Raw genomic sequence first — 22093 nt, forward strand, 5'->3', positions numbered from 1 at the left:
TACCACTTCGGCCCGTGCCCCGTACGGATTTCGTCGGCGGTCACCGGATGCGTTCCGGCCGCGGCCAGTATGGTGGTGCGCGCCGCCGAGCAGCCCGCGTGAGGTCGAGACGGGCGGCGGAGCCAACCGGGAGAACCTGCTTTGAGCCGTGAAACTGACAGTTCGTCCTCCGGGCCCCAGGGGCGCGGCGGTGCCGCGTACCCCTCGGGGACGCCTCCGTACGGCACCCCCGCCCAGGGCGCCGGGTCCGGCGACGGTGCGCCCGGCGATGCCGGGCAGCCCGCCGAGGGCCGGCCGGTCCCCGAGGAACGCAAGACGGAGACCACGCTGACGACGCGGATCCGGATCAACATCCCCGGATCGCGCCCCATCCCCCCCGTAGTGATGCGCACGCCCATGAGCGACGTGGACGCGGGACCCGCCACCCCGGACCCGGCCGCCGCGCCGGTCCCGGCACCCGAGACCCCGGCCCCTCCTGCTCCCCGGACGGCTCCTTCGGGTGACGGCCAGGGCGCACCGGCCGCGGAGGAGAAGACGAGCGACTGGTTCGCGCCGCGCAAGTCGGGCCCGCCTCAGCGGGGCGGCTCCGCCGACGCTCCCGCTCCGGGCAACTCCGGTACGGTGCCCGGCCAGTCGGGCGGCGCCGCCGCGCCGCACGGCCGTCCGCCGCAGCCCGGGAGCTCCGGCGACCCGCACCGCGGAGACCTGCCCTACTTCGCCGGGAACGCCGACGGCACCGGCCCCGGCGTCCCCCCGCGCGGCCCCGCGGGACCGACCACGGGACCCGTCGGCGGCAACAGCCCCATGGCGCGCCCCGGCGGCGACAACCCGATGGCACGCCCCGGCGGACCTGTCGGCGGCCCTCCCGGAGGTCCTATGGGCGGCCCTGTGGGCGGCCCCCTCGGCGGACCCGCCGGCGGCCCTCCCGGCGGTCAGCGGCCGCCGCAGATGAGCGACGACACCGCGATCCTGACGCCGCAGAAGCCCGCGCCCGAGCCGGGCCCGGGCGGCCATGTCTCCGGTGAGACGCTGACCAGCGGCATCCCGGTCGTCCGGCCGGGCCTCGGCGGACCGAACGCGCCGTTCGCGCCCGGCCCGCGCCCCGAAGGCCCGCTGCCGCACACCCCGCCGAAGCTCCCCGACCCCGTCGGCCAGAGCGCCCCGGCCGCGCCCCGCAAGAAGAAGGGCCGCAACAAGCTCGTCCTCGTGGGCGCGGGTGTCGTGGGCCTGGTCGGTGTCGCGTACGGCGCCGGACTGCTGATGAGTCACTCGGACGTGCCCAAGGGCACCACCGTGCTCGGCGTCGACATCGGCGGCGGCACGCGTGACGAGGCCGCGGCCAAGCTCGACACCGCCTTCGGCAAGCGCACCACCGACCCGCTCCAGCTGTCGGTCGACGGCAGGTCCGTGCCGCTCAGGCCGGACCAGGCGGGCCTGAGCCTGGACAGCACGGCGACGGTGGCGGCGGCCGCGGGCAGCGACTACAACCCGGTCTCCGTGATCGGCTCGCTGTTCGGCAACGAACGCGTCGTCGAGCCGGTCATGCCCGTGGACGAGGAGAAGCTCCGGGCCGCCCTCGAACGGGCCGCAGGCGACGCCTCCACGGGCGACGGCACGATCAGGTTCGTCCCGGGCAAGGCCATCGCCGTGTACGGAAAGACGGGCAAGGGCATCGACGTCGCCCGTTCCTCCTCGTCCGTCGAGGAGGCGTACCGCGCGCACGTGGAGACGGGCGCCGCGCGGGCCGTGCCGATGGCGACGACGACCCGCAGGCCCACCGTCTCGAACGCCGAGGTCGACCGGATGATGAAGGAGTTCGCGCAGCCCGCCATGTCCGCGAACGTCGTCATCAAGGCGGGCAACGCGCAGATCCCGTTCGGCCCCGCCAAGTCGCTGCCGCAGATCCTCGGCGTCAAGGCGGTCAACGGCAAGCTCGTCGACGTCTACGACCTGCCGGCCCTGAAGAAGCTGTACGGCAACACGTTCGACGGCATCCTCATCACGCGCGGCACCGGCAAGAAGACGCCGGTGAACCCGAACGACGTGGCTGCCGCAATGCGGCAGGCGCTCAAGGGCAAGACGCCCGCCGAGCGCACCGGGACCATCGAGACCAACCCGGGCTAGCCGGCACGTACGTCACATACCGGGCGGGTCCCCTTCATGGGGGCCCGCCCGCTGTGCTGCCGCCCGCGGACATGACATCTGTCATCCCGGACACCGGCCTGCCGACACTGCCGGGCACCCGCCGCCACCCGTCAGCATGGATGCCATGACAACGACAGCACAGGCCACCGAGGTGGTCGGCTTCGAGCAGGTGAGCAAGAGCTACGGGGACGTCAGGGCCGTGGACGGGCTCACCCTCGAACTGCACCCGGGCGAGACCGTCGCCCTTCTCGGCCCGAACGGCGCGGGCAAGTCCACCACCCTCGACCTCCTCCTCGGGCTGCGCCCGGCGGACACCGGTACCGTCCGCGTCTTCGGCACCAGCCCCCGGGACGCGATAGTCCAGGGCCGCGTCGGCGCCATGCTGCAGAGCGGCGGCCTCATGGACGAGGTCACCGTGGCCGAGCTCGTGAAGCTCGCCTGCGCCCTGCACCCCAAGCCGTTCAAGCCGGGTGAGGTGCTGTCCCGGGCGGGTATCACGCAGATCGCCGACCGCAAGGTCAACAAGCTCTCCGGAGGTCAGGAGCAGCGCGTCCGCTTCGCCCTCGCCACCGCGGGCGCCAACGACCTCATCGTGCTCGACGAGCCGACCACCGGCATGGACGTCTCGGCCCGCCAGGCGTTCTGGGCCACGATGCGCGAACAGGCCGACCAGGGCCGCACGGTCCTCTTCGCCACGCACTACCTGGAGGAGGCCGACGCGATCGCCGACCGCGTCCTCGTCCTGCACCGCGGCCGCCTCCTCGCCGACGGCACCGCCGCCGAGATCAAGGCCAAGGCGGGCGCCCGCAAGGTCGCCTTCGACCTGGAGGGCGACATCGACGAACCGGCCCTGCGCGCCCTGCCGTTCCTCACCACCTTCGACGTGTCGGGCCGCACCGTCCGCCTCCAGTCGAGCGACGCCGACGCCACCGTGCACGCCCTGTACGGACTCGGCGTCTACCCGCGCAACCTGGAGGTCGCGGGCCTCGGCCTGGAGCAGGCCTTCGTAGCCATCACCACGGCCGAGGAGGCCAGGACGTCATGAACAGCCTGATCAAGCTCGAGATCACCCGGGCGCTGCGCAACAAGAAGTTCCTGTTCTTCTCCGTCGTCTACCCGTCGGTCCTGTTCCTGCTCATCGCGGGCAGCTCCGACAGCTCGACCATGGTCGACGGCACCGGCCTGAACCTCGCCGCGTTCATGATGGTGTCGATGGCGTCCTTCGGTGCCCTGACCGCCGTCCTCATGGGCAACAGCGAGCGCATCGCCAAGGAGCGCGAGAGCGGCTGGGTGCGCCAGCTGCGCCTGACGACGCTCCCCGGGCGCGGCTACGTCCTCGCCAAGACCGCCAGCGCGGCCGTGGTCAGCCTGCCGTCCATCGTCGTCGTCTTCGTCGTCGCCGCGGTCACCAAGGGCGTACGCCTCGACGCCTGGCAGTGGCTCGCCCTCGTCGTCGCGATCTGGGCCGGCAGCCTCTGCTTCGCCGCGCTCGGCGTCGCCATCGGCTACCTCGCGACCGGCGACGCCGTCCGCCCCATCACGATGATCGTGTACTTCGGCCTGTCGATCCTGGGCGGCCTCTGGTTCCCCTCGACCGGCTTCCCGCAGTGGCTCAGCGACATCGCGTCGTGGCTGCCCACACACGCGTACGCTGCCCTCGGCCAGGCCATCGAGCTGGGCAACGCCCCGCACGCCAAGGACGTCACGCTGATCGTCGCGTACTTCCTGGTCTTCGCAGGCGGCGCGGCCTGGCTGTACCGGAAGGACACCCTGAAGGCGTGAACGCCAAGACGCCGGACGAGATCAGGCTCACCGGCATGGGGCAGTCGCCCCGCAACCGCCGTGAGGCCCTGCGCAAGCTGCTGTGGATCGGCATCTGGCTGGTCTTCATGGCGGATCCGATCGACGACCTCGTCGACGGCGGCCACACGGCCTGGGCCACCGCGCTCGGCTGGCTCGGCCTGGTCGCCTTCGTCGGCGTCTACCTGGCCCTCGTCTTCCGCCACACCGCCCGCGCCATGGGCCGGGGGCGGCTGGCCGCGATCCTCGGGGCGCTCGCCGCGGTCGCCGTCGTCATGTCCCTCACGCTCGGCGCCCCCTGGCTCGTCCTGTTCGTGTACGTCTCCGTGTCGTGCGGGGCGGTGCTGCCCATGCGGTACGCCCGCTGGTCGATCGTCGCGGTCACGGCCGCGATGGTCCTCCTCGGGATCCCGCTCGGCCGAGGCTGGGACCTCGGCCTCGTCGTGCCCGCCCTCCTCGGCGGCTTCGCGATGACGGGCGTACGGCAACTCGTGCGCACGACCGTCGAACTGCGCCGGGCGCGCGCCACCGTCGCCCAGCTCGCGGCCAACGAGGAGCGGCTGCGCCTCGCCCGCGACCTGCACGACCTTCTCGGCCACTCGCTCTCCCTGATCACGCTCAAGAGCGAGCTCGCCGGCCGCATGCTCCCCGACCACCCCGAGAAGGCGGGCAAGGAGGTCGCCGACATCGAGCAGGTCAGCCGCCAGGCACTCGTCGACGTCCGGGAGGCCGTCACCGGCTACCGCCGCCCCCGCCTAAGCACCGAACTGGCCGGCGCACGCGCCGCGTTGGCCGCCGCAGGCATCGAGGCCGACGTCCCTGCGGACGCCCCCGACGACCTGCCCGCCGAACAGGAGGCCGCCCTCGCCTGGACCCTGCGCGAGGCCGTCACCAACGCCGTACGGCACAGCGGCGCCCACCGCTGCACGGTCGGCATCGCCCTCCGCCAGACCCTCGGCGGCCCCGTCATGGAGCTGACCGTGGAGGACGACGGGGCCGGCGCCGCGGCGGGCGGCAGCCTTGTTCCGGGCAACGGCCTGACGGGCCTGCGCGAACGCGTCGAGGGCGTCGGCGGCACCCTGGATGCCGGGCCCGGGCGGGACCGCGGGTTCCTGCTGGTGGCCCGGGTGCCGGTGGGCTCCGTAGGATCCGGCGCATGAGCGCTCAGATCAAGGTCCTGCTCGCGGAGGACCAGTCGATGGTGCGGGAGGCCCTCGCGGCGCTCCTCGGCCTCGAACCCGACATCGAGGTCGTCGCCCAGGTGGCGCGCGGCGACGAGGTCCTCGAGGCGGCCCGCGCCCACGGCCCGGACGTGGCGCTCCTGGACATCGAGATGCCCGGCATGACCGGCATCGAGGCCGCCGCCCAGCTCAGCGAGCACCTGCCCGCCCTCAAGGTGGTCGTCCTCACCACGTTCGGCCGCCCCGGCTATCTCCGTACGGCGATGGAGTCCGGCGCCCACGCGTTCCTCGTCAAGGACGCCCCCGCGGCCCAACTCGCCGACGCCGTACGCAAAGTGCTCGCCGGTGAGCGCGTCATCGACCCCACCCTCGCGGCCGCCGCGCTCGCCGAGGGCGCCAACCCGCTGACCGACCGCGAACGCGAGATCCTGCGCGCGGCGGCCGACGGCTCGACCAACGCCGAGCTGGCGGCGGCCCTGCACCTGTCCCAGGGCACGGTCCGCAACTACCTCTCGACGGCCATCCAGAAGCTCGCCGTGCGCAACAGGGCGGAGGCGGTACGGATCGCCCGCGAGAAGGGGTGGCTGTAGCCGGTCAGTTCAGCATCGCCCGGGCCGCCCGCGCCTGCGCGCGTACGGTCTCGGCGGCCGGGGCGTCCACGGCGCCCACCACCTCCGCGTACGCGTCCAGCTCCGCCGCCCCCGCGAGGAAGTCCCCGCTGCGGACGAGGAGTTGGGCCCGCTCGTAGCGCAGCCGGGCGGGGTGCGTGGGCAGCAGCAGCGACAGCTCGACCGCCCACATCGCCACGTCGGAACGCTCCGGCCGCGTCGCCGCCCACGCGCGGATGTTGTTCAGGATCCGCAGCACGACGTCCAGCGGATCGGCCGGTTGCAGCATCGACGCGTTCAGCGGCGCCCCCGTCGCGCCGGCCACGAGCAGCTCCGCGTCCGCCCCGGTCAGCACCTGGCCGCCGTCGAACGGATCGGCGAGCACCTGATCCTGCGCGGGTCCGAACCCGACCACGAAGTGCCCCGGCAGCGCCACCCCGTACACCGGCGCCCCGGCCCGCCGCGCGACTTCCATCCACACCACCGACAACAGGATCGGCAGCCCCCGCCTGCGCCGCACCACCTCGTGCAGGAGCGAGGACTCCAGCCGCTCGTAGTCGCCCGGCGTGCCACGGAAACCGCAGCGGGACCCCAGCAGCTCGGCCAGCGCCGTCGCCCACGCCCGCGGTCCGCCGGGACGGAACGGCACCTGCCCGGCGAGGCGGTCGAGGTCCATCTGGACGGCGTCCATCCCGGCCTCGTCGAGCGAGCCGTCCGCCTCGGCGGCCACCAGCAGGCACAGCTGAGACAGATCGGGCCGCTCCGCCCGCGCCTCCTCGGCGAACCGCCGACGCAGCTCCTCGGAGCGGGGGGAGATGTGGGGGGACATACGTGCCTCGCTCAGTGTCCGGCCGAATCCGGGTCCCGGTCCGGTTCCGGGGCACGGTAGTGGTGGTACGCGTGGTGCGCGGCGAAGCCGAGCCGCCCGTACAGCGCCCGGGCCCCCTCATTGTCCGCCTCCACCTGGAGCCAGGCCGCCGACGCGCCCTCCTCCAGCGCGCGGCGCGCGAGCGCCGTCATCACGGCCGACGCCAGGCCCTCGCGCCGCCGCGACGGAGCCACCTCGACCGCCGCGAAACCGGCCCACCGCCCGTCCACGACGCACCGCCCGATCGCGTCGGGCTCCCCGCCGCCTCCCGGAACGGTCGCGAACCACACCGAAGGCCCGGTGGTCAGTACTTTCAGGGCCACCTCGCTCGCGCCCTTGCGCTGATACCGGCCGAGCCATGCCTCGCCCGGCTCCCGCGTCAGCCCGACCCGGTCGCCGAGGTCCACGCCGTCCGCCACCGGCGCGAGCCCGCCGACCCACATCTCCGCGCTCACCTCACGCACCCACCCCCGCGCCTCCAGCTCCGCGCACAGCAGCTCCTGCGTGCCCTCGGCGCCGGTCGCGGTCTGGATGTACGCGGGCAGCCCGCGCCGCTCGTACCAGGCGCGGACGCGTGTGAGCGCCTCGTCGAGGGGGAGCCCCGGATCGCCCAGCGGCAGCACCGAGTTGGCCCGCCGCGTGAACCCGCCGGCGGCCCGCAGCTCCCAGCCGCCGAGCCGCTCGCTCTCCACCGGCTGCCACGCGCGCGCGGCAGCCCGCGCCAGCTCCTCGTACGACGCGGCGGGCCCGCGGCGCCGGGCGGGCGCGGACGGCACGACCTTGCCCGCGACCAGGGACGATTCCGGAATGTGGACCTGCTCTCCGCCCCGTTTTGTGATGAGCAGCACACCGTCGTTCCACGATGTGAGAACTCCGACCGTGTCGGTGAACTTCGCACCCGGCGAGCCGACCTCGGTCAGCCGTCGCACAGAGACACGTTTTCCCACGTCAGAGGCCGTCAAGCGAAGCTCGAGCCGTCCGCCCGCAGTGAATTCCACAGCTCGTTCCACCCCTCCTGTTCGGATCATGCCCAGGAACGGAGATACTAGGTGCGGGCATCGACGACGCCGCGCTCCCGCGCGCCACGCGGACGAGCCGCAGATCGGCCCGCCGCGCCCTACCGAGGAGGAACGACAGCGTGACCTACGTCATCGCGCAGCCTTGTGTCGACGTGAAGGACAAGGCGTGCATCGAGGAGTGCCCGGTCGACTGCATCTACGAGGGCTCCCGGTCCTTGTACATCCACCCGGACGAATGCGTCGACTGTGGAGCCTGTGAGCCGGTCTGCCCGGTCGAGGCGATCTTCTACGAGGACGACACTCCCGAAGAGTGGAAGGACTACTACAAGGCGAACGTCGAGTTCTTCGACGAGCTCGGTTCGCCCGGCGGCGCCAGCAAGCTCGGCTTGATCGAGCGCGACCACGCCTTCATCGCCGCGCTTCCGCCGCAGAACCAGTAAGCGGCCGCATATCGCACCGCCCCGGTCCCGTACGGCACACCCGCCGTACGGGACCGAGGCGTTTACCCAAGTACGCATGCACGTACGAGAGACACGTACGAAAGAAGTGAGTCAGGTGTCCGCAGTCTCCGACCGCCTTCCCACGTTCCCCTGGGACAAGCTCGAGCCGTACAAGAAGACGGCCGCCGCCCATGAGGGCGGGATCGTCGACCTCTCCGTCGGCACGCCGGTCGACCCGGTGCCCGAGCTGATCCGGAAAGCGCTGATCGCGGCCGCGGACTCGCCCGGCTATCCCACGGTGTGGGGCACGCCCCAGCTGCGGGACGCGCTCGTGGGCTGGAGCGAGCGGCGCCTCGGCGCGCGTGGGTTCACCCACCGCAACGTCCTGCCGATCGTCGGCTCCAAGGAGCTCGTGGCCTGGCTCCCGACGCAGCTGGGCCTCGGCCCCGGAGACAAGGTCGCCTACCCGCGCCTGGCCTACCCGACGTACGAGGTCGGCGCCCGCCTGGCCCGCGCGGACCACGTCTCGTACGACGACCCGACAGAGCTCGACCCGACGGGGATCAAGCTCCTGTGGCTGAACTCGCCCTCGAACCCGACCGGCCGCGTCCTGTCCAAGGACGAGCTGACCCGGATCGTCGCCTGGGCGCGCGAGCACGGCATCCTCGTCTTCTCCGACGAGTGCTACATCGAGCTCGGCTGGGAGGCGGACCCGGTCTCGGTCCTGCACCCGGACGTCTGCGGCGGCTCGTACGAGGGGATCGTGTCGGTCCACTCGCTCTCGAAGCGGTCGAACCTCGCGGGCTACCGGGCCGCCTTCCTGGCCGGTGACGCCGCCGTTCTCGGCGACCTGCTCGAGATCCGCAAGCACGGCGGCATGATGACGTCCGCCCCGACGCAGGCGGCCGTCGTCGCGGCCCTCGGCGACGACGAGCACGTGCAGGAACAGCGCGGGCGCTACGCCGCCCGCCGCACGGCCCTGCGCGAGGCTCTGGTCAAGCACGGCTTCCGCATCGAGCACAGCGAGGCGAGCCTCTACCTGTGGGCGACGCGCGACGAGTCCTGCTGGGACACCGTGGCGCACCTGGCGGAGCTCGGGATCCTGGTCGCGCCCGGCGACTTCTACGGGCCCGCGGGCGACCGCTTCGTCCGCGTGGCGCTGACGGCGAGCGACGAGCGCGTGACCGCGGCGGTCCAGCGCCTGAGCCAGGGCGCCTGAGCCAGGGCGCTTGAGCCGGAGCTCACGGCACAGCGGAGGGGGCGGGGAGCCTGTCGTCACAGGCTCCCCGCCCCCTTTCACTGGGTGCCGGATGCTCAGCCGAGCGGCAGGCCCTGCGTCGGCAGCTTGCCCGTGGCGGGGAGCGCGCCGGTGGGCAGGCCGCTGCCGAGCGCGTCGGTCGGGAGGCCGCCGTCGGTGGCCGTGCCCGCGGTCTGGCCGACCACGTCACCGGCGCTGCCCGCGACGTCACCGGCCGCCTTCTGGGCGGCGGGGGTGGCCGTCTTGGCGCTCCGGCCCACGGCCTTGCCGGCGGTCGGCACGGCCTTCTTCACGGCCTTGCCGGCCGTGTCGCCCGCGAGGCCGCTGACGTTCTGGGCGGCGCCGTCGACGGTGTTGCCGACGTTCGCGCCGTCGAGCGCGGTGAGGCTGCCCACGTTCGGGGTGGCCGGGAGGTCTACGGCGCTCGCGGATCCGGCCGCTCCGACCACGGGAGCCGCTCCCGCTGCGATCAGCAGCGCGGCACGGGCGATCCGGCGGGTCAGGGGGAGGGACATTGATGCTCCTTAGACGGGAGAGAACGGTGGTGTCCGGCGTCGGGTGCCCGGCGCTCGGACGCAGTGACTACCGCTCGAAGGTCGCGAAGGTTTCGCTCGCGCAACGTAAAGAGTTGGCAATGTGTCGCATTATCATCTGCGGCGAAAAACGGGCAAACGCCACGCGTGCCGCGAGGGCGTAAAACGCCTACGCCCCTTTGTCCGCAAGGGATTTCCGCATATGCCCACGGGTCCTGCGAAGAACCGCGAGGGGTGTCGTCCGCAGCTGACGTACATCGCCCGATCGAGCTATCAACCGCACTACTGCGCGGTGACGATCCGGACCTCTCCGAGGCCCTTCCCGGCCCCCGCCGCGGCCTGCGCCGCCGCCCCGCTCCACTTGCCGCCGGCGTCGCCCGCGATCCAGTCGCGGCCCGCGTAGGACACCCGCTCGATGCGCAGCGCCGAGGAGTTGGCCACCGCCCAGTGCGCCAGTTCCCAGCCGCGCTGCCGCTCCCCGCCCTCGGCCGAGTCCACCGTGGCGGGCACCGGGACGGTCACGTCGTGTCCGCTCGCGCCGGCCGCCGGCGACACCTCGCGCCCGAAGTCACGCATCAGTGCCGCCCGCACCTTCGCCGGCTCGCCCGGCTTCCTGACCTCCGTGCCGCTCGGCCGCCCCTCGCAGGTCAGCGACGCACCCGCCCGGCCCGTCAGCGCCGCGGCGAGCAGCGTGGCGTCCGGCTCGTGCTTCGCGTACGCCTGCGGATAGCCGCTGCGCTGCACCCGCTGCGCCGCGACCGTCAGCGGCAGCCGCGAATAGCCCGGGATCTTGTCCAGGTGCTCGTAGAACCGCCCCGCCGCGTACACCGGGTCCATGATCTGCGCCTGCGTGCCCCAGCCCTCCGACGGGCGCTGCTGGAACAGGCCCAGCGAATCGCGGTCGCCGTGGTGGATGTTCCGCAGGCCCGACTCCTGGAGCGCGGTCGCGAGCGCGATCGTGACGGCGCGCTCGGGCATACCGCGCGAGGTGCCGACGGCCGAGATCGTCGCCGCGTTCACCGCCTGCTCGGAGGTGAACTCGTAGGACGCGCCGTCGCCGTTCCCCGAGACGACCGTGCAGCGCGGGGCCGGTCTGCCACCCGAGACGTACTGGACGATCAGATACGCGGCGACAGCGAGCAGCACCACGACGGCCGCCCCGATACGGAGGAGACGGCCGCGCCGGACGAGGGTGGGGGGCTCAGGCACGCGTCAAAGGTACTGGAGGCCACCGACAGGGCCCTCGGCCGCCGGGCATTAGGGTCGACACCATGGACCTCACCGCCCTTGACCTCACGCGGGACGCCGCGCTGCTCACCGCCCAGCTGGTCGACTTCGCGTCGCCGAGCGGGCAGGAGAAGCCCCTCGCCGACGCCATCGAGACGGCCCTGCGCGCCCTGCCGCACCTCACGGTCGACCGGTACGGCAACAACATCGTCGCGCGGACGAACCTGGGGCGCGGCGAGCGGGTCATCCTCGCCGGGCACATCGACACGGTCCCGATCGCGGACAACGTCCCCTCGCGCCTCGACGAGGACGGCATCCTGTGGGGCTGCGGCACCAGCGACATGAAGTCGGGCGTCGCGGTCCAGCTGCGCATCGCGCAGACCGTCACCGAGCCCAACCGCGACCTCACGTTCGTCTTCTACGACAACGAAGAGGTCGCCGCACACCTCAACGGTCTGGGGCATGTGGCCGAGGCCCACCCCGACTGGCTGGAGGGTGACTTCGCGATCCTCCTGGAGGGCACCGACGGCGAGGTCGAGGGCGGCTGCCAGGGCACCCTGCGCGTCATCCTGACGACCAAGGGGGAGCGGGCGCACTCCGCGCGCGCTTGGATGGGGTCCAACGCCGTCCACAAGGCCGCCCCCATCCTCGAACGCCTCGCCGCGTACGAGCCCCGCAAGCCCGTGGTCGACGGCCTCCAGTTCCACGAGGGCCTCAACGCCGTGCGCATCGAGGGCGGCGTCGCCACGAACGTCATCCCCGACGCCTGCTCGGTCACCGTCAACTTCCGTTACGCGCCCGACCGCAGCGCCGAGGAGGCCGAGGCCTTCGTCCGGGACTTCTTCGCCGGCTGCGACATCGACGACTACGTGGTCGACGACCACACCGGCGGCGCGCGCCCCGGCCTCGACCACCCGGCCGCCGCCGCGTTCATGGCGGCCGTCGGCGGCAAGGCCCGCCCCAAGTTCGGCTGGACGGACGTCTCCCGGTTCAGCGCGCTCGGCGTCCCCGCCGTGAACTACGGCCCCGGCGATCCGATCTTCGCCCACAAGAGGGACGAGCGCGTGGACACCCGCAAGATCCTCGCCGCCGAGGAGCGCCTGCGCTCCTGGCTCACGGCCTGACACTCCGGGGTCCCCCGCACGTAACCCGCGTAGACCTACCCTTGCTGCACGTACGCAGTGGAGGGAGCAGCGAATGAGCAACCCCGAGGGCAGGAAGCGTCCCAAGGAGCAGCGGCTCGGCCCGGTGATCCGTCGCCACGACCAGGTCCAGTCGAGCACCACCGATCAGCGCCTCCTCGACTCCGAAGGACCCTCCGAGTGGGTGCACACCGATCCCTGGCGGGTCCTGCGCATCCAGTCGGAGTTCATCGAAGGCTTCGGCACGCTCGCCGAACTCCCGCCCGCCATCAGCGTGTTCGGCTCGGCCCGCACGCAGCAGGACTCGCCGGAGTACGCGGCCGGAGTCGCCATCGGCAGAGCGCTCGTCGAGGCAGGGTTCGCGGTCATCACGGGCGGCGGGCCCGGCGCGATGCAGGCCGCGAACCAGGGCGCCGTCGAGGCCAAGGGCATCTCCGTGGGCCTCGGCATCGAGCTGCCCTTCGAACAGGGCCTCAACCAGTACGTCGACCTCGGCCTGAACTTCCGCTACTTCTTCGTCCGCAAGACGATGTTCGTGAAGTACGCGCAGGGCTTCGTGGTCCTGCCGGGCGGCCTCGGCACCCTGGACGAGCTGTTCGAGGCGCTCACCCTCGTCCAGACCACGAAGGTCACGCGCTTCCCGATCGTCCTGTTCGGGACGCAGTACTGGAGCGGCCTCGTCGACTGGCTGAAGAACACCGTCATCGCCCAGGGCAAGGCCTCCGAGGCCGACCTGCTGCTGTTCCACGTCACGGACGACGTGGACGAGGCGATCGCCCTCGTGACCAAGGAAGTCGGCAAGTAGGCGCCTGAGAGCGGGCGCCTAGGCGAGCCCTCGGCGGGCGACCGCCGGGGGCCGGTGGCCGGCGATGGTGGCGACCATGTCGAGCACCTGCCTGGTCTCGGCCACCTCGTGGACCCGGTACACCTGCGCGCCCAGCCACGCCGACACCGCCGTCGTGGCCAGCGTCCCGATCACCCGCTCCTTGACCGGCCGGTCGAGCGTCTCGCCGACGAAGTCCTTGTTCGACAGCGACACCAGGACCGGCCAGCCCGTCTCCACCATCTCGCCCAGCCTGCGCGTCGCCTCCAGGCTGTGCCGGGTGTTCTTGCCGAAGTCGTGCCCCGGGTCGATGAGCACAGACTCGCGCGGCACCCCCAGCGCGACGGCCCGCTCGGCGAGCCCCACGGTCACGTCAAGGATGTCCGCCATCACGTCGTCGTACGCGACACGGTGCGGGCGCGTACGCGGTTCGGCGCCGCCCGCGTGCGTGCAGACCAGGCCCTTCCCGTAACGCGCCGCGACCTCCGCCAGCTTGGGGTCGACGCCGCCCCACGCGTCGTTCAGGACATCGGCGCCGGCCTCGCAGACCGCCTCGCCCACGTCGTGCCGCCAGGTGTCGACGCTGATGACGACGTCCGGGAAGCGGCGGCGCACCTCGGCCACGAAGCCGACCGTGCGGCGGGCCTCCTCCTGCGCGCTCACCTCGTCGCCGGGGCCCGCCTTGACCCCGCCGATGTCGATGATCGCGGCGCCCTCCGCCACGGCCTGTTCGACCCGGGTGAGAGCGGGCTCGTCGTGGAACGTCGAACCCTGGTCGTAGAACGAGTCAGGGGTCCGGTTCACGATCGCCATGATCACCGGCTCGTGTGCGCCGAACTCGCGCGGGCCAAGCCTGAGCATCCCCTGTGACTCTCCTTGTGGCTGCTGTGAAACCTGTCGACCGGTCGCCTGCGACCTTAACTGTCACACCCTCATGGCACGATCGGACCCTGACAGTTTCCGGACCGGGATCGGGACCGGATCCAGGCTTCGAGCCAGGGGACAGCGAAGATGGTCATGTTCTTGTTTCTGGTCGTCGCGCTCGTCGTGGTCGTCGGCGCGGTGACGCTCGCCGTGCTCGGCGGCGGCGAGAGCGGGGCGCTCCCGGAGGCGCCGCCCGAGCAGTTCACCGACCCGCTGCCCCACGACCGGCCCGTCGGCCGTGCCGACGTGGAGGCCCTGCGCCTGCCCGTCGCGCTGCGCGGGTACCGCATGGCAGAGGTGGACGACGCCCTCGGGCGGCTCGGCGCCGAGCTCGCCGAGCGGGACCAGCGGATCTCCGACCTCGAGATCGCGCTGTCGGGCGCGCGGGCCCAGATGCGACCCCAGGGACCCGGTTTCGGCCGGCACCCCGGAGAGGGCCACCAGTGAGCGACGAGAGCGCCGGCGGCGCCGTACCGGGCCCGGACGGGGCGCTGCGCTGCCCGTGGGGCCTGTCCACCGAGGACTACGTGAAGTATCACGACGAGGAGTGGGGCCGCCCCGTCCACGGCGACGACGCGCTGTTCGAGCGGGTCTCCCTGGAGGCGTTCCAGTCCGGCCTGTCCTGGATCACGATCCTGCGCCGCCGCGAGGGTTTCCGCGCCGCGTTCGCCGGGTTCAAGATCTCCGACGTGGCCGCGTTCACGGACACCGACCGCGAGCGGCTCCTCGCCGACGAGGGCATCATCCGCAACCGCGCCAAGATCGACGCGACGCTGGCCAACGCGCGCGTGCTCGCAGACTGGCCCGAGGGCGAGCTCGACACCCTCATCTGGTCGCACGCCCCGGACCCGGCCGCCCGCCCGGCGCCGCGCGTCATCGGAGACGTACCCGCGATCACGGACGAGTCGACGGCCCTGTCCAAGGCGCTCAAGAAGCGCGGCCTGCGCTTCGTCGGCCCGACGACGGCGTACGCGCTCATGCAGGCCTGCGGCCTGGTCGACGACCACTTGGTGGACTGCATGGCCCGCAAGCGCTGAGGACGGACCTCACACACGCCACGGGCCACGCATGCGTCCTACCGGCCCAGGTACTTGGGCTTCTCCTTGGCGATGAACGCCTGGACCGCGATGGCGTGGTCCTCCGACGCGCCCGCCCTCGACTGGAGTTCGTCCTCCTTGTCGAGGGACTCGTCCAGGGTGTGACCCGCCGCGAAGGCGAGGGACTCCTTCAGCGCCGCGTACGCCAGCGTCGGCCCCTCTGCCAGCGAACGCGCCAGCTTCCGCGCCTCCTCGGCCAGTTCGCCCGCGGGCACGACCCGGTTCGCGATCCCGAGCTCGTACGCCTCCTGCGCCTTCACCGAGCGCGGGAACAGCAGCAGGTCGGCGGCGCGCCCGGGGCCCACGACGCGCGGCAGCGTCCAGGACACCCCCGAGTCCGCGGTCAGGGCGACGCCCGCGAAGGACGTGTTGAAGGCAGCCGTGTCCGAGACGATCCGGTAGTCGGCGGCGAGCGCGAAGCCGAAACCGGCCCCCGCGGCAACACCGTTGACCGCGGCCACTACGGGCTTCGGCATCTGCGTCAGGGCCCGCAGGATCGGGTTGTAGTGCTCGCGCACGGTGTTCATCGTGCGGCCCGTGCCCGCCTCGCGGTCGGCCATCAGGGAGCCCACGTGCTCTTTGAGGTCCTGGCCCACACAGAACGCGCGGTCGCCCGCGGCGGTGAGCAGCACGGCCCGTACCGCACCGTCCGCCGCGGCTGCCTGCGCCGCGTCCCGGAAGGCGACCTTGGACTCGGTGTTCATCGCGTTCATCGCCTCGGGGCGGTTGAGCGTGATGGTCGCGAGCCCGTCGCTCACCTCGTAGAGAACGCTGTCGGCCATGGAACCCTCCAACTGGTGCCGCTCGGTCGTCGTCAGTGCTCAGCATGACGGAGATCACGGTGTGCGGCGGAGCCCGCGCATGTGACCTGCGTCAAAGAAAAAAGTCTCGGCGGAGTCGTGAAGGACGCGCAGTATCGCAGTCACAGCGCCGAATTGAGTGGTTTTGCTCAAGCGCGTTGTGCAAGCGATGCAGACCGAAGTTGGTCATCGGGTCCCGCGATGCGGGATAATGGCCAAGAAGCAATGTGTTCGATGCCGGTGACACCTGGGTTGTCGGCTGCGATGAGCTGGTTTCAGGAAGGGGAACGAGCATGGCGGCCATGAAGCCGCGGACGGGCGACGGCCCGCTCGAGGTGACCAAGGAGGGGCGGGGCATCGTCATGCGCGTTCCGCTCGAAGGCGGCGGTCGGCTTGTCGTCGAGCTGACTCCGGACGAGGCCGATGCACTCGGCGATGCCCTCAAGAAGGTCGTCGGCTAACGCGGAAGCGACCATACCTGTCGACTGCCCCGGTACCGCAAGCGGTGCCGGGGCAGTCGTGTATCCACAGGTCAGAGCATGTATGGAAGATCATTTACGGGGCTGGGGACGCGGCGTCAGCGCTTGACGGCGCAGAGCAGCCCGTCGCCGACCGGGAGTAGCGAAGGCACCAGATCCTGCGCCTCACGCACCGCCCGCAGCAGCTCCCGCATCCGCAGGACCTCCACCGGCTGGGGACCGGAATCGACCGTCCGGCCGTCGGCGAAGACGCCTTCGAAACAGACGAGCCCGCCGGGACGCAGCAGGCGCAACGATTCAGCGAGGTAGTCGAGGCACTCGGTGCGGTCGCCGTCGCAGAAGACGAGGTCGTAGCCGCTGTCAGCGAGCCGCGGCAGCACGTCGAGGGCCCGTCCGGGGATGAAACGCGCCCGATTGCTCGCGAATCCGGCGGCGCGGAACGCCTCCCGGGCAAACTGCTGCCGCTCCGGCTCCGGATCCACCGTGGTCAGGACGCCGTCGGGCCGCATGCCGTGCAGCAGATGGATTCCGGACACCCCGGTCCCCGTGCCGATCTCGGCCACCGCCTTGGCGCCCACGGTGGCAGCGAGCATCCGCAGCGCGGCGCCCGCGCCGGGGGACACCGGGCGGGTGCCGGCCTCACGGGCCCGGTCCCGGGCCCAGCGCAGCGCGTCGTCCTCGGCGACAAAGGCGTCGGCGAACGCCCAGCTCGTCTGCCGGTTGCCGGTAATGGCCCTCTCCTGTCCCCGTGGTTGCCTGCGCGTGACTGTATCCGTTGGTGGCGGGAACTCGCAGATGGGACCGGGCGTTTAAGAGGACAGGAGAGAACGGCGTGGGAAAGAGCGCGGGGTGGCCGGTGGACCGACAGACCAAACAGCGCAGGCGAAGCGCCCGGCGTCCTCAGGCAAATCTCAGTAAAAACGCTTATCCGGAGCTAACGGGCGAGGTGGCTATGGTAGGGGCTCCACTGGACACCACCAGAGCTGACAGGGGAGGTGCGGCTGCGCCTGTGGATCGGGGAGGAGTGCTGCGGCGCTTTCTCAGGTCGGCGGGTGAGCCGAAATCCGTGACCAACACCGCTGACCGTTCCAACGCCGCCCGTCCCGCGCAGACCGCGACCTTCGCAGCTGATGCGGAATCGCAGGCGTGGACTCCCCCGACCTGGGAGGAGATCGTCAGCACGCACAGCGGCCGGGTCTACCGCCTCGCCTACCGTCTGACGGGTAACCAGCACGACGCCGAGGACCTCACACAGGAAGTCTTCGTCCGCGTCTTCCGCTCGCTGTCGACGTACACGCCCGGCACCTTCGAGGGCTGGCTGCACCGCATCACCACGAACCTCTTCCTCGACATGGTGCGCCGCAAGCAGCGCATCCGCTTCGACGCCCTCGGGGACGACGCGGCCGAGCGCCTGCCGAGCCGCGAGCCGTCGCCGCAGCAGGTCTTCCACGACACGCACTTCGACGCGGACGTCCAGCAGGCGCTGGACACCCTCGCGCCCGAATTCCGTGCGGCCGTCGTCCTGTGCGACATCGAAGGCCTCTCGTACGAGGAGATCGCCGCGACCCTGGGCGTCAAGCTCGGCACGGTCCGCAGCCGGATCCACCGCGGCCGCTCGCAGCTGCGCAAGGCCCTGCAGCACCGGTCGCCCGAGGCACGCGCCGAGCGTCGCTCGCTCGCGGCCACGGGCGTTCCCGCGCTTGGAGGAGGGGGCACGACCGCGTGAGTGGATCACGTCCGGACCCCGCCGAGCGGCAGCTCTCCGAGCAGCATCTCGGAGACCGGCTCGCCGCCCTTGTCGATGGCGAGCTGGGCCATGACGCCCGCGAGCGGGGACTCGCCCATCTGGCCACCTGTCCGAAGTGCAAGGCCGAGGCCGACGCACAGCGGCGACTGAAGAGTGTCTTCGCCGAGGCGGCACCGCCGCCCCCCACAGAGAGTTTCCTGGCCCGCCTCCAGGGGCTCCCCGGGGGAGGTGACGACTCACACGGCGGCGGCACCCCGTTCGGCGGGGAAGGACTCGGCGGCAGAGGCTTCGGGAACGGAGTCTTCGGAGTAGACCCCGACCCCTTCGGCTACGCCCCGACCGGCCGCCACAACGCACTGCTCGCCAGCGCCCCCGCCGCGGAGCGCGGCTTCCGCATCCATGAGGTCGGCCGCGGTGACGCCGACCGCGCGGCCACCCGCGGGCGCCGCTTCGCGTTCGCCGCTGCCGGTGCCGTGTCGCTCGCCGCGATCGCGCTCGGCGGCGTCTCCACCGGCGTTCCCGCCGACACGGGCGGTGACGTCCGTGGCGGCGGTTCGGGCAGCAACGCGACGCCACTGCGCTCCCAGAGCGCCGGCGTCGCCACGGCGGCCGAATCACAGCGCCGCCGGAGCATGTCGCCGATGCTCGGACAGCGGGCGGGCGGCGCGCTGAACGCACCGGTCGCCGCCACGGAGTCGGGCGCACCCCTGCTGTCCGGCATGGCCACGCAGCCGGGCGCGCAGAGCGCCGTCTACCCGCTCGCGGCCCCGCTCCTCAGCGGGACCACGACGCTGTCTCCCCTGATACGTCCCTCCACATCCGTCCCCGCATTCGAAAGCCCCGGGTCGAGCCCGGAGACCGGCCCCGGGTCCAGCCTCGCGGCGGCCCCCGCGGCGTCGCCCTCCGGCACGCCCACAGCCTCCGCCCGCTGACCCTGCTCTCTGCTGAACCTGCCCTCTGCGCGCCGGTCCGCGAACCTGGTTGAATCCATGGTGAGCGGCCGCGCCCGCCGGGCGATCCCGGAGCGCGGCGCCGACAGGCGGTCCGACTGGGGCGATCGCCGTGTGGCTGCCCGTGGGTCGTTGCCGCGGGCCAGGTGTGGGGAGAGCGGCGGAAGATGGACGAGGGGAAGCCCACAAAGGCGAAGTGGTGGAGCCGCCCCCGGCCCAACGGGGGCGCTCCGCGCGATGACGGGGACTTCGAGCTGGCCCAGCCGGCGGCGATGCCTGCGGTGGGCTCGGGGGATGCCGGGGCCGAGGCCGAGTCCCCGTCGGGAGCCGGTACCGCAGATGCGCTCGGCGGGAGCGGTGAAGCTTCGGGTGACAGGGCGTCGGTTGCGGGCACTCGTGCCGGTACTGATGAGGGTTCCGGTCACCGCGGTGCCGTTGCCGAGGTCCCGGCTGCTGAAGATCCCAGTGATCCCATTCCGGTCGCTGATGCGGTTGTGGCCGAGGGACCTGCTGGGGTGCCCGGTGAACTCGTGACGGTTGATCAGAGTGCCGTGCCGCAGGCGCGGCCACGTCCTCTGCACGCGCCGGATCCCTACGGCACACCGCCTTACGGTGAGCCCGGGCCCTGGGCGCCTGCGCCGCCGGTGCAGCACCCGGCCGCCGCCACGCCCGCGCAGGGCACGGCCATGCCGTCCCCTGCCCACGGCACGCCCGCGCCGCCGGAGCACGGCACACCGCCGCCGTACGCGGGCGGACCGATACCCCACGCCGCCCCGTACGCCCCGCACCCTGCCGCAGCCGCTCAGCCCGGCCCGCACCCGGCGGATCACGCACCGGTACCTGTCGAACAGCAGGCGCACCACGGGGCACCGCCGCTCGCAGGAGGCCCGGAGGGGCCCGGTACGGTCCCCGGCGGACCCGGGATCAACCCGCCCCCGCCCGGAGGGCCCTGGCAGCGGTATGACCCCTGGAAAACGCCCGCGCCCGTGGACGGGCGGCGGCGGGGGACCAAGCGGGGGCGGCGGCTGCTGGTCGTCTGGACCGCCGTGGTCGCGCTCGTCGCGGGCGGGATCGGTGGCCTCGTCGGCACGTATCTGGAGCGCGACGGCTCGTCCGCCGACGTGGAACTGCCGCAGACCGACGCCGAGTCCGCGAAGCGCGACCCCGACAGCATCGCCGGAATCGCGGCCCGCGCCCTGCCGGGCGTCGTCACGATCCACGTCAGCGGTGCCGACACCCAGGGCACCGGCACCGGTTTCGTCCTCGACGCCCAGGGCCACATCCTCACCAACAACCACGTCGTCGAACCGGCCGGCAGCAGCGGTGACATATCGGTCACCTTCAGCGGAGGCGAGACCGCCAAGGCCGAGGTGATCGGCCACGACTCCGGCTACGACCTCGCCGTCGTCAAGGTCACCGGCGTGCGCGGGCTCAAGCCCCTCGCCCTCGGCAACTCGGAGAACGTCCAGGTCGGCGACCCCGTCGTGGCCATAGGCGCCCCCTTCGACCTGGCCAACACGGTGACCTCCGGGATCATCAGCGCCAAGGAGCGGCCCATCACGGCCGGCGGCGAGAAGGGCGACGGCAGCGACATCAGCTACGTCGACGCGCTGCAGACCGACGCACCCATAAACCCGGGCAACTCGGGTGGCCCGCTGGTCGATTCGCAGGGCCGCGTCATCGGCATCAACAGCGCCATCCGCTCCGCCGACAGCGGCTCGGACCTGGAGGGCGGTCAGTCCGGCTCGATCGGCCTCGGCTTCGCCATCCCCATCAACCAGGGCAAGCGCGTCGCCGAGGAGCTGATCAACACGGGCCGTGCGACCCACCCTGTGATCGGCGTCACGCTCGACATGGACTACTCGGGTGACGGAGCCCGTGTCGCCACGAAGGGCAACAACGGCGGCTCGCCGGTGAATCCGGGCGGCCCCGGCGCCAAGGCCGGGATCAAGGGCGGCGACGTCGTCACCGCGGTGGACGGGGCGCCTGTCCACTCCGCCCAGGAACTCATCGTCAAGATCCGTTCTCACCGTCCCGAGGACCGCCTGGCCCTGACCGTGGAACGGGACGGCAAGGAGCGCGAGGTGACCCTCGTCCTCGGCTCCGCGGACGGCAGCTGACGGGCGACTGGCGGCGCTCGGCAGGCGCTCCGCCATGGCCCCGCCCCGACCTCCGGCGGGGCCGAGCCGGGGCCAGGTCGAGGCCGATCCCGGGGCCTCGTCGGGGCCATGTCGCCTCCCTGCCGGAGCGCCGGCCGCAAGCGCTTGTGCGACGGCTGAGCCCAGACGTAGCCCAGTGGCTACCGGACGGACAGCAACGCCGGGTACCGTGGACCCGGTCCGGAACCCGGAAGACCTGCCACGGAGACCTGCTGCGGGCCTGAGGACACGCTAGGAGCGCAAGGTGTTCAACGACATAGGCCCACTCGAGCTGCTGACGCTCGTCGTTCTTGCTGTGCTCGTCTTCGGCCCGGACAAGCTGCCGAAGGTCATTCAGGACGTGACGCGCACGATCCGTAAGATCCGCGAGTTCTCGGACAGCGCCAAGCGGGACATCCGTGAGGAACTGGGCCCGGAGTTCAAGGACTTCGAGTTCGAGGACCTCAACCCGAAGACGTTCCTCCGCAAGCAGCTGGACAACGACGAGCTCGGGCTGAAAGAGATCCGTAACGGCTTCGACCTGAAGAAGGAGATGGCCGAGGTCACGGAGGCCGTGCAGAGCGCGGACGAGTCCTCGTCCGGCTCCGGGGCCGCTGCCGCGTCGTCCGGTTCGGCTCCCGCCAAGATCGACATGCAGAAGAAGCCGGAGAAGCCGGCGGCGGACGACCACCCGCCGTACGACGCCGACGCGACCTGACGCCTGCGTAATCTGACGGCGTCGCGACTCGCCGCCCAGCGCCCCGGCGGCCCGCCCGGACGCCCCGGCGACCCGCCCCGCGTACCTGTCGGAACCCGGGGTGCCCTGCCCGGGTGTGGCATCCTGCCTTGTTGTTGCGCGGATCGGTGGCGAGGACGCCCGAGGGGGGTGGGCCGCCGCGGTCCGACTGAGCGAG

General features: G+C 72.2%; 23 protein-coding genes. 16 read left to right on the plus strand and 7 right to left on the minus strand.

Features of this window, described 5'->3' with window-relative positions; translation table 11 throughout:
- The first annotated feature begins 141 nt into the window (after positions 1-141).
- The 5 genes from CG723_RS29780 to CG723_RS29800 all read left to right on the plus strand — a co-directional run bounded on the left by CG723_RS29780 (position 142) and on the right by CG723_RS29800 (position 5716).
- The gene (locus tag CG723_RS29780) at positions 142-2124 is read left to right on the plus strand and encodes a hypothetical protein (protein WP_199841936.1); all 1983 of its coding nucleotides are present in this window, start codon (positions 142-144) and stop codon (positions 2122-2124) included.
- Positions 2125-2269: 145 nt separating this feature from the next.
- The gene (locus CG723_RS29785; RefSeq protein ID WP_100596614.1) at positions 2270-3190 is read left to right on the plus strand and encodes an ABC transporter ATP-binding protein; all 921 of its coding nucleotides are present in this window, start codon (positions 2270-2272) and stop codon (positions 3188-3190) included.
- Entirely contained in the window at positions 3187-3927 is a 741-nt protein-coding gene (locus CG723_RS29790) for an ABC transporter permease (protein ID WP_100596615.1), read from the plus strand. Before CG723_RS29785 ends, CG723_RS29790 begins: the two co-directional genes overlap by 4 nt.
- 35 nt (positions 3928-3962) lie before the next feature.
- Positions 3963-5105, plus strand: a complete 1143-nt coding sequence (locus CG723_RS29795; RefSeq protein ID WP_100596693.1) for a sensor histidine kinase — start codon at positions 3963-3965, stop codon at positions 5103-5105.
- Positions 5102-5716, plus strand: a complete 615-nt coding sequence (locus tag CG723_RS29800) for a response regulator transcription factor (protein WP_100596616.1) — start codon at positions 5102-5104, stop codon at positions 5714-5716. The genes CG723_RS29795 and CG723_RS29800 overlap by 4 nt, the downstream gene beginning before the upstream one ends.
- 4 nt (positions 5717-5720) lie before the next feature.
- On the opposite strand, the gene CG723_RS29805 is transcribed toward CG723_RS29800, so the two are convergent.
- Both CG723_RS29805 and CG723_RS29810 read right to left on the minus strand, forming a co-directional pair.
- Complete coding sequence (locus CG723_RS29805) at positions 5721-6563, minus strand: transglutaminase-like domain-containing protein (protein WP_100596617.1); 843 nt, start codon at positions 6561-6563, stop codon at positions 5721-5723.
- A gap of 11 nt (positions 6564-6574) precedes the next feature.
- Positions 6575-7600, minus strand: coding sequence for a GNAT family N-acetyltransferase (locus tag CG723_RS29810; protein ID WP_100596618.1), 1026 nt, complete (start codon positions 7598-7600; stop codon positions 6575-6577).
- A gap of 140 nt (positions 7601-7740) precedes the next feature.
- Here CG723_RS29810 and fdxA point away from each other — a divergent pair, with 140 nt between their 5' ends.
- Together fdxA and CG723_RS29820 are read left to right on the plus strand one after the other, a co-directional pair.
- On the plus strand, positions 7741-8061 hold the full coding sequence (gene fdxA / locus CG723_RS29815) for a ferredoxin (RefSeq protein ID WP_030573070.1): 321 nt from the start codon (positions 7741-7743) through the stop codon (positions 8059-8061).
- Positions 8062-8176: 115 nt separating this feature from the next.
- On the plus strand, positions 8177-9280 hold the full coding sequence (locus tag CG723_RS29820; RefSeq protein ID WP_100596619.1) for a bifunctional succinyldiaminopimelate transaminase/glutamate-prephenate aminotransferase: 1104 nt from the start codon (positions 8177-8179) through the stop codon (positions 9278-9280).
- 95 nt (positions 9281-9375) lie between these two features.
- Here CG723_RS29820 and CG723_RS29825 read toward each other — a convergent pair whose 3' ends face one another.
- The gene (locus CG723_RS29825) at positions 9376-9834 is read right to left on the minus strand and encodes an ATP-binding protein (protein ID WP_100596620.1); all 459 of its coding nucleotides are present in this window, start codon (positions 9832-9834) and stop codon (positions 9376-9378) included.
- A 300-nt stretch (positions 9835-10134) separates the two neighbouring features.
- Positions 10135-11061: a heavy metal transporter gene (locus CG723_RS29830; protein WP_100596621.1), complete on the minus strand. Its 927-nt coding sequence runs from the start codon at positions 11059-11061 to the stop codon at positions 10135-10137.
- Between the two features lie 62 nt (positions 11062-11123).
- On the opposite strand from CG723_RS29830, the gene dapE reads away from it, so the two are divergent.
- Together dapE and CG723_RS29840 are read left to right on the plus strand one after the other, a co-directional pair.
- A complete protein-coding gene (dapE, locus tag CG723_RS29835; RefSeq protein WP_100596622.1) occupies positions 11124-12203 on the plus strand; it encodes a succinyl-diaminopimelate desuccinylase in 1080 nt (359 codons plus the stop codon).
- Between the two features lie 73 nt (positions 12204-12276).
- Entirely contained in the window at positions 12277-13026 is a 750-nt protein-coding gene (locus tag CG723_RS29840) for a TIGR00730 family Rossman fold protein (protein WP_100596623.1), read from the plus strand.
- An 18-nt stretch (positions 13027-13044) separates the two neighbouring features.
- Here CG723_RS29840 and folP read toward each other — a convergent pair whose 3' ends face one another.
- A complete protein-coding gene (gene folP / locus CG723_RS29845; RefSeq protein ID WP_100596624.1) occupies positions 13045-13905 on the minus strand; it encodes a dihydropteroate synthase in 861 nt (286 codons plus the stop codon).
- 150 nt (positions 13906-14055) lie between these two features.
- On the opposite strand from folP, the gene CG723_RS29850 reads away from it, so the two are divergent.
- Together CG723_RS29850 and CG723_RS29855 are read left to right on the plus strand one after the other, a co-directional pair.
- Positions 14056-14415 carry a DivIVA domain-containing protein gene (locus CG723_RS29850; protein WP_100596625.1) on the plus strand — a complete coding sequence of 120 codons (360 nt, stop codon included), beginning with the start codon at positions 14056-14058 and terminating at the stop codon, positions 14413-14415.
- Entirely contained in the window at positions 14412-15005 is a 594-nt protein-coding gene (locus tag CG723_RS29855; protein WP_100596626.1) for a DNA-3-methyladenine glycosylase I, read from the plus strand. Before CG723_RS29850 ends, CG723_RS29855 begins: the two co-directional genes overlap by 4 nt.
- Positions 15006-15043: 38 nt before the next feature.
- Here the strand turns inward: CG723_RS29855 and CG723_RS29860 are convergent, their stop codons facing one another.
- A complete protein-coding gene (locus tag CG723_RS29860; RefSeq protein ID WP_100596627.1) occupies positions 15044-15847 on the minus strand; it encodes an enoyl-CoA hydratase/isomerase family protein in 804 nt (267 codons plus the stop codon).
- Positions 15848-16158: 311 nt separating this feature from the next.
- Between CG723_RS29860 and CG723_RS29865 the strand changes: the two genes are divergently transcribed.
- Positions 16159-16326 carry a DUF3117 domain-containing protein gene (locus tag CG723_RS29865; RefSeq protein WP_003966491.1) on the plus strand — a complete coding sequence of 56 codons (168 nt, stop codon included), beginning with the start codon at positions 16159-16161 and terminating at the stop codon, positions 16324-16326.
- 116 nt (positions 16327-16442) lie between these two features.
- Here the strand turns inward: CG723_RS29865 and CG723_RS29870 are convergent, their stop codons facing one another.
- Complete coding sequence (locus CG723_RS29870) at positions 16443-17141, minus strand: O-methyltransferase (protein WP_100596628.1); 699 nt, start codon at positions 17139-17141, stop codon at positions 16443-16445.
- A gap of 155 nt (positions 17142-17296) precedes the next feature.
- Between CG723_RS29870 and sigE the strand changes: the two genes are divergently transcribed.
- The 4 genes from sigE to CG723_RS29890 all read left to right on the plus strand — a co-directional run bounded on the left by sigE (position 17297) and on the right by CG723_RS29890 (position 21897).
- Entirely contained in the window at positions 17297-18070 is a 774-nt protein-coding gene (gene sigE / locus CG723_RS29875; RefSeq protein WP_100596629.1) for an RNA polymerase sigma factor SigE, read from the plus strand.
- Positions 18067-19023, plus strand: coding sequence for a hypothetical protein (locus tag CG723_RS29880; protein ID WP_100596630.1), 957 nt, complete (start codon positions 18067-18069; stop codon positions 19021-19023). Before sigE ends, CG723_RS29880 begins: the two co-directional genes overlap by 4 nt.
- Before the next feature lie 185 nt (positions 19024-19208).
- A complete protein-coding gene (locus tag CG723_RS29885; RefSeq protein ID WP_100596631.1) occupies positions 19209-21161 on the plus strand; it encodes a S1C family serine protease in 1953 nt (650 codons plus the stop codon).
- 283 nt (positions 21162-21444) lie between these two features.
- Positions 21445-21897: a sec-independent translocase gene (locus CG723_RS29890; protein ID WP_100596632.1), complete on the plus strand. Its 453-nt coding sequence runs from the start codon at positions 21445-21447 to the stop codon at positions 21895-21897.
- The last annotated feature ends 196 nt before the right edge of the window (positions 21898-22093 follow it).

The sequence above is a fragment of the Streptomyces sp. CB01635 genome, assembly GCF_002803065.1.
GTDB lineage: Bacteria > Actinomycetota > Actinomycetes > Streptomycetales > Streptomycetaceae > Streptomyces.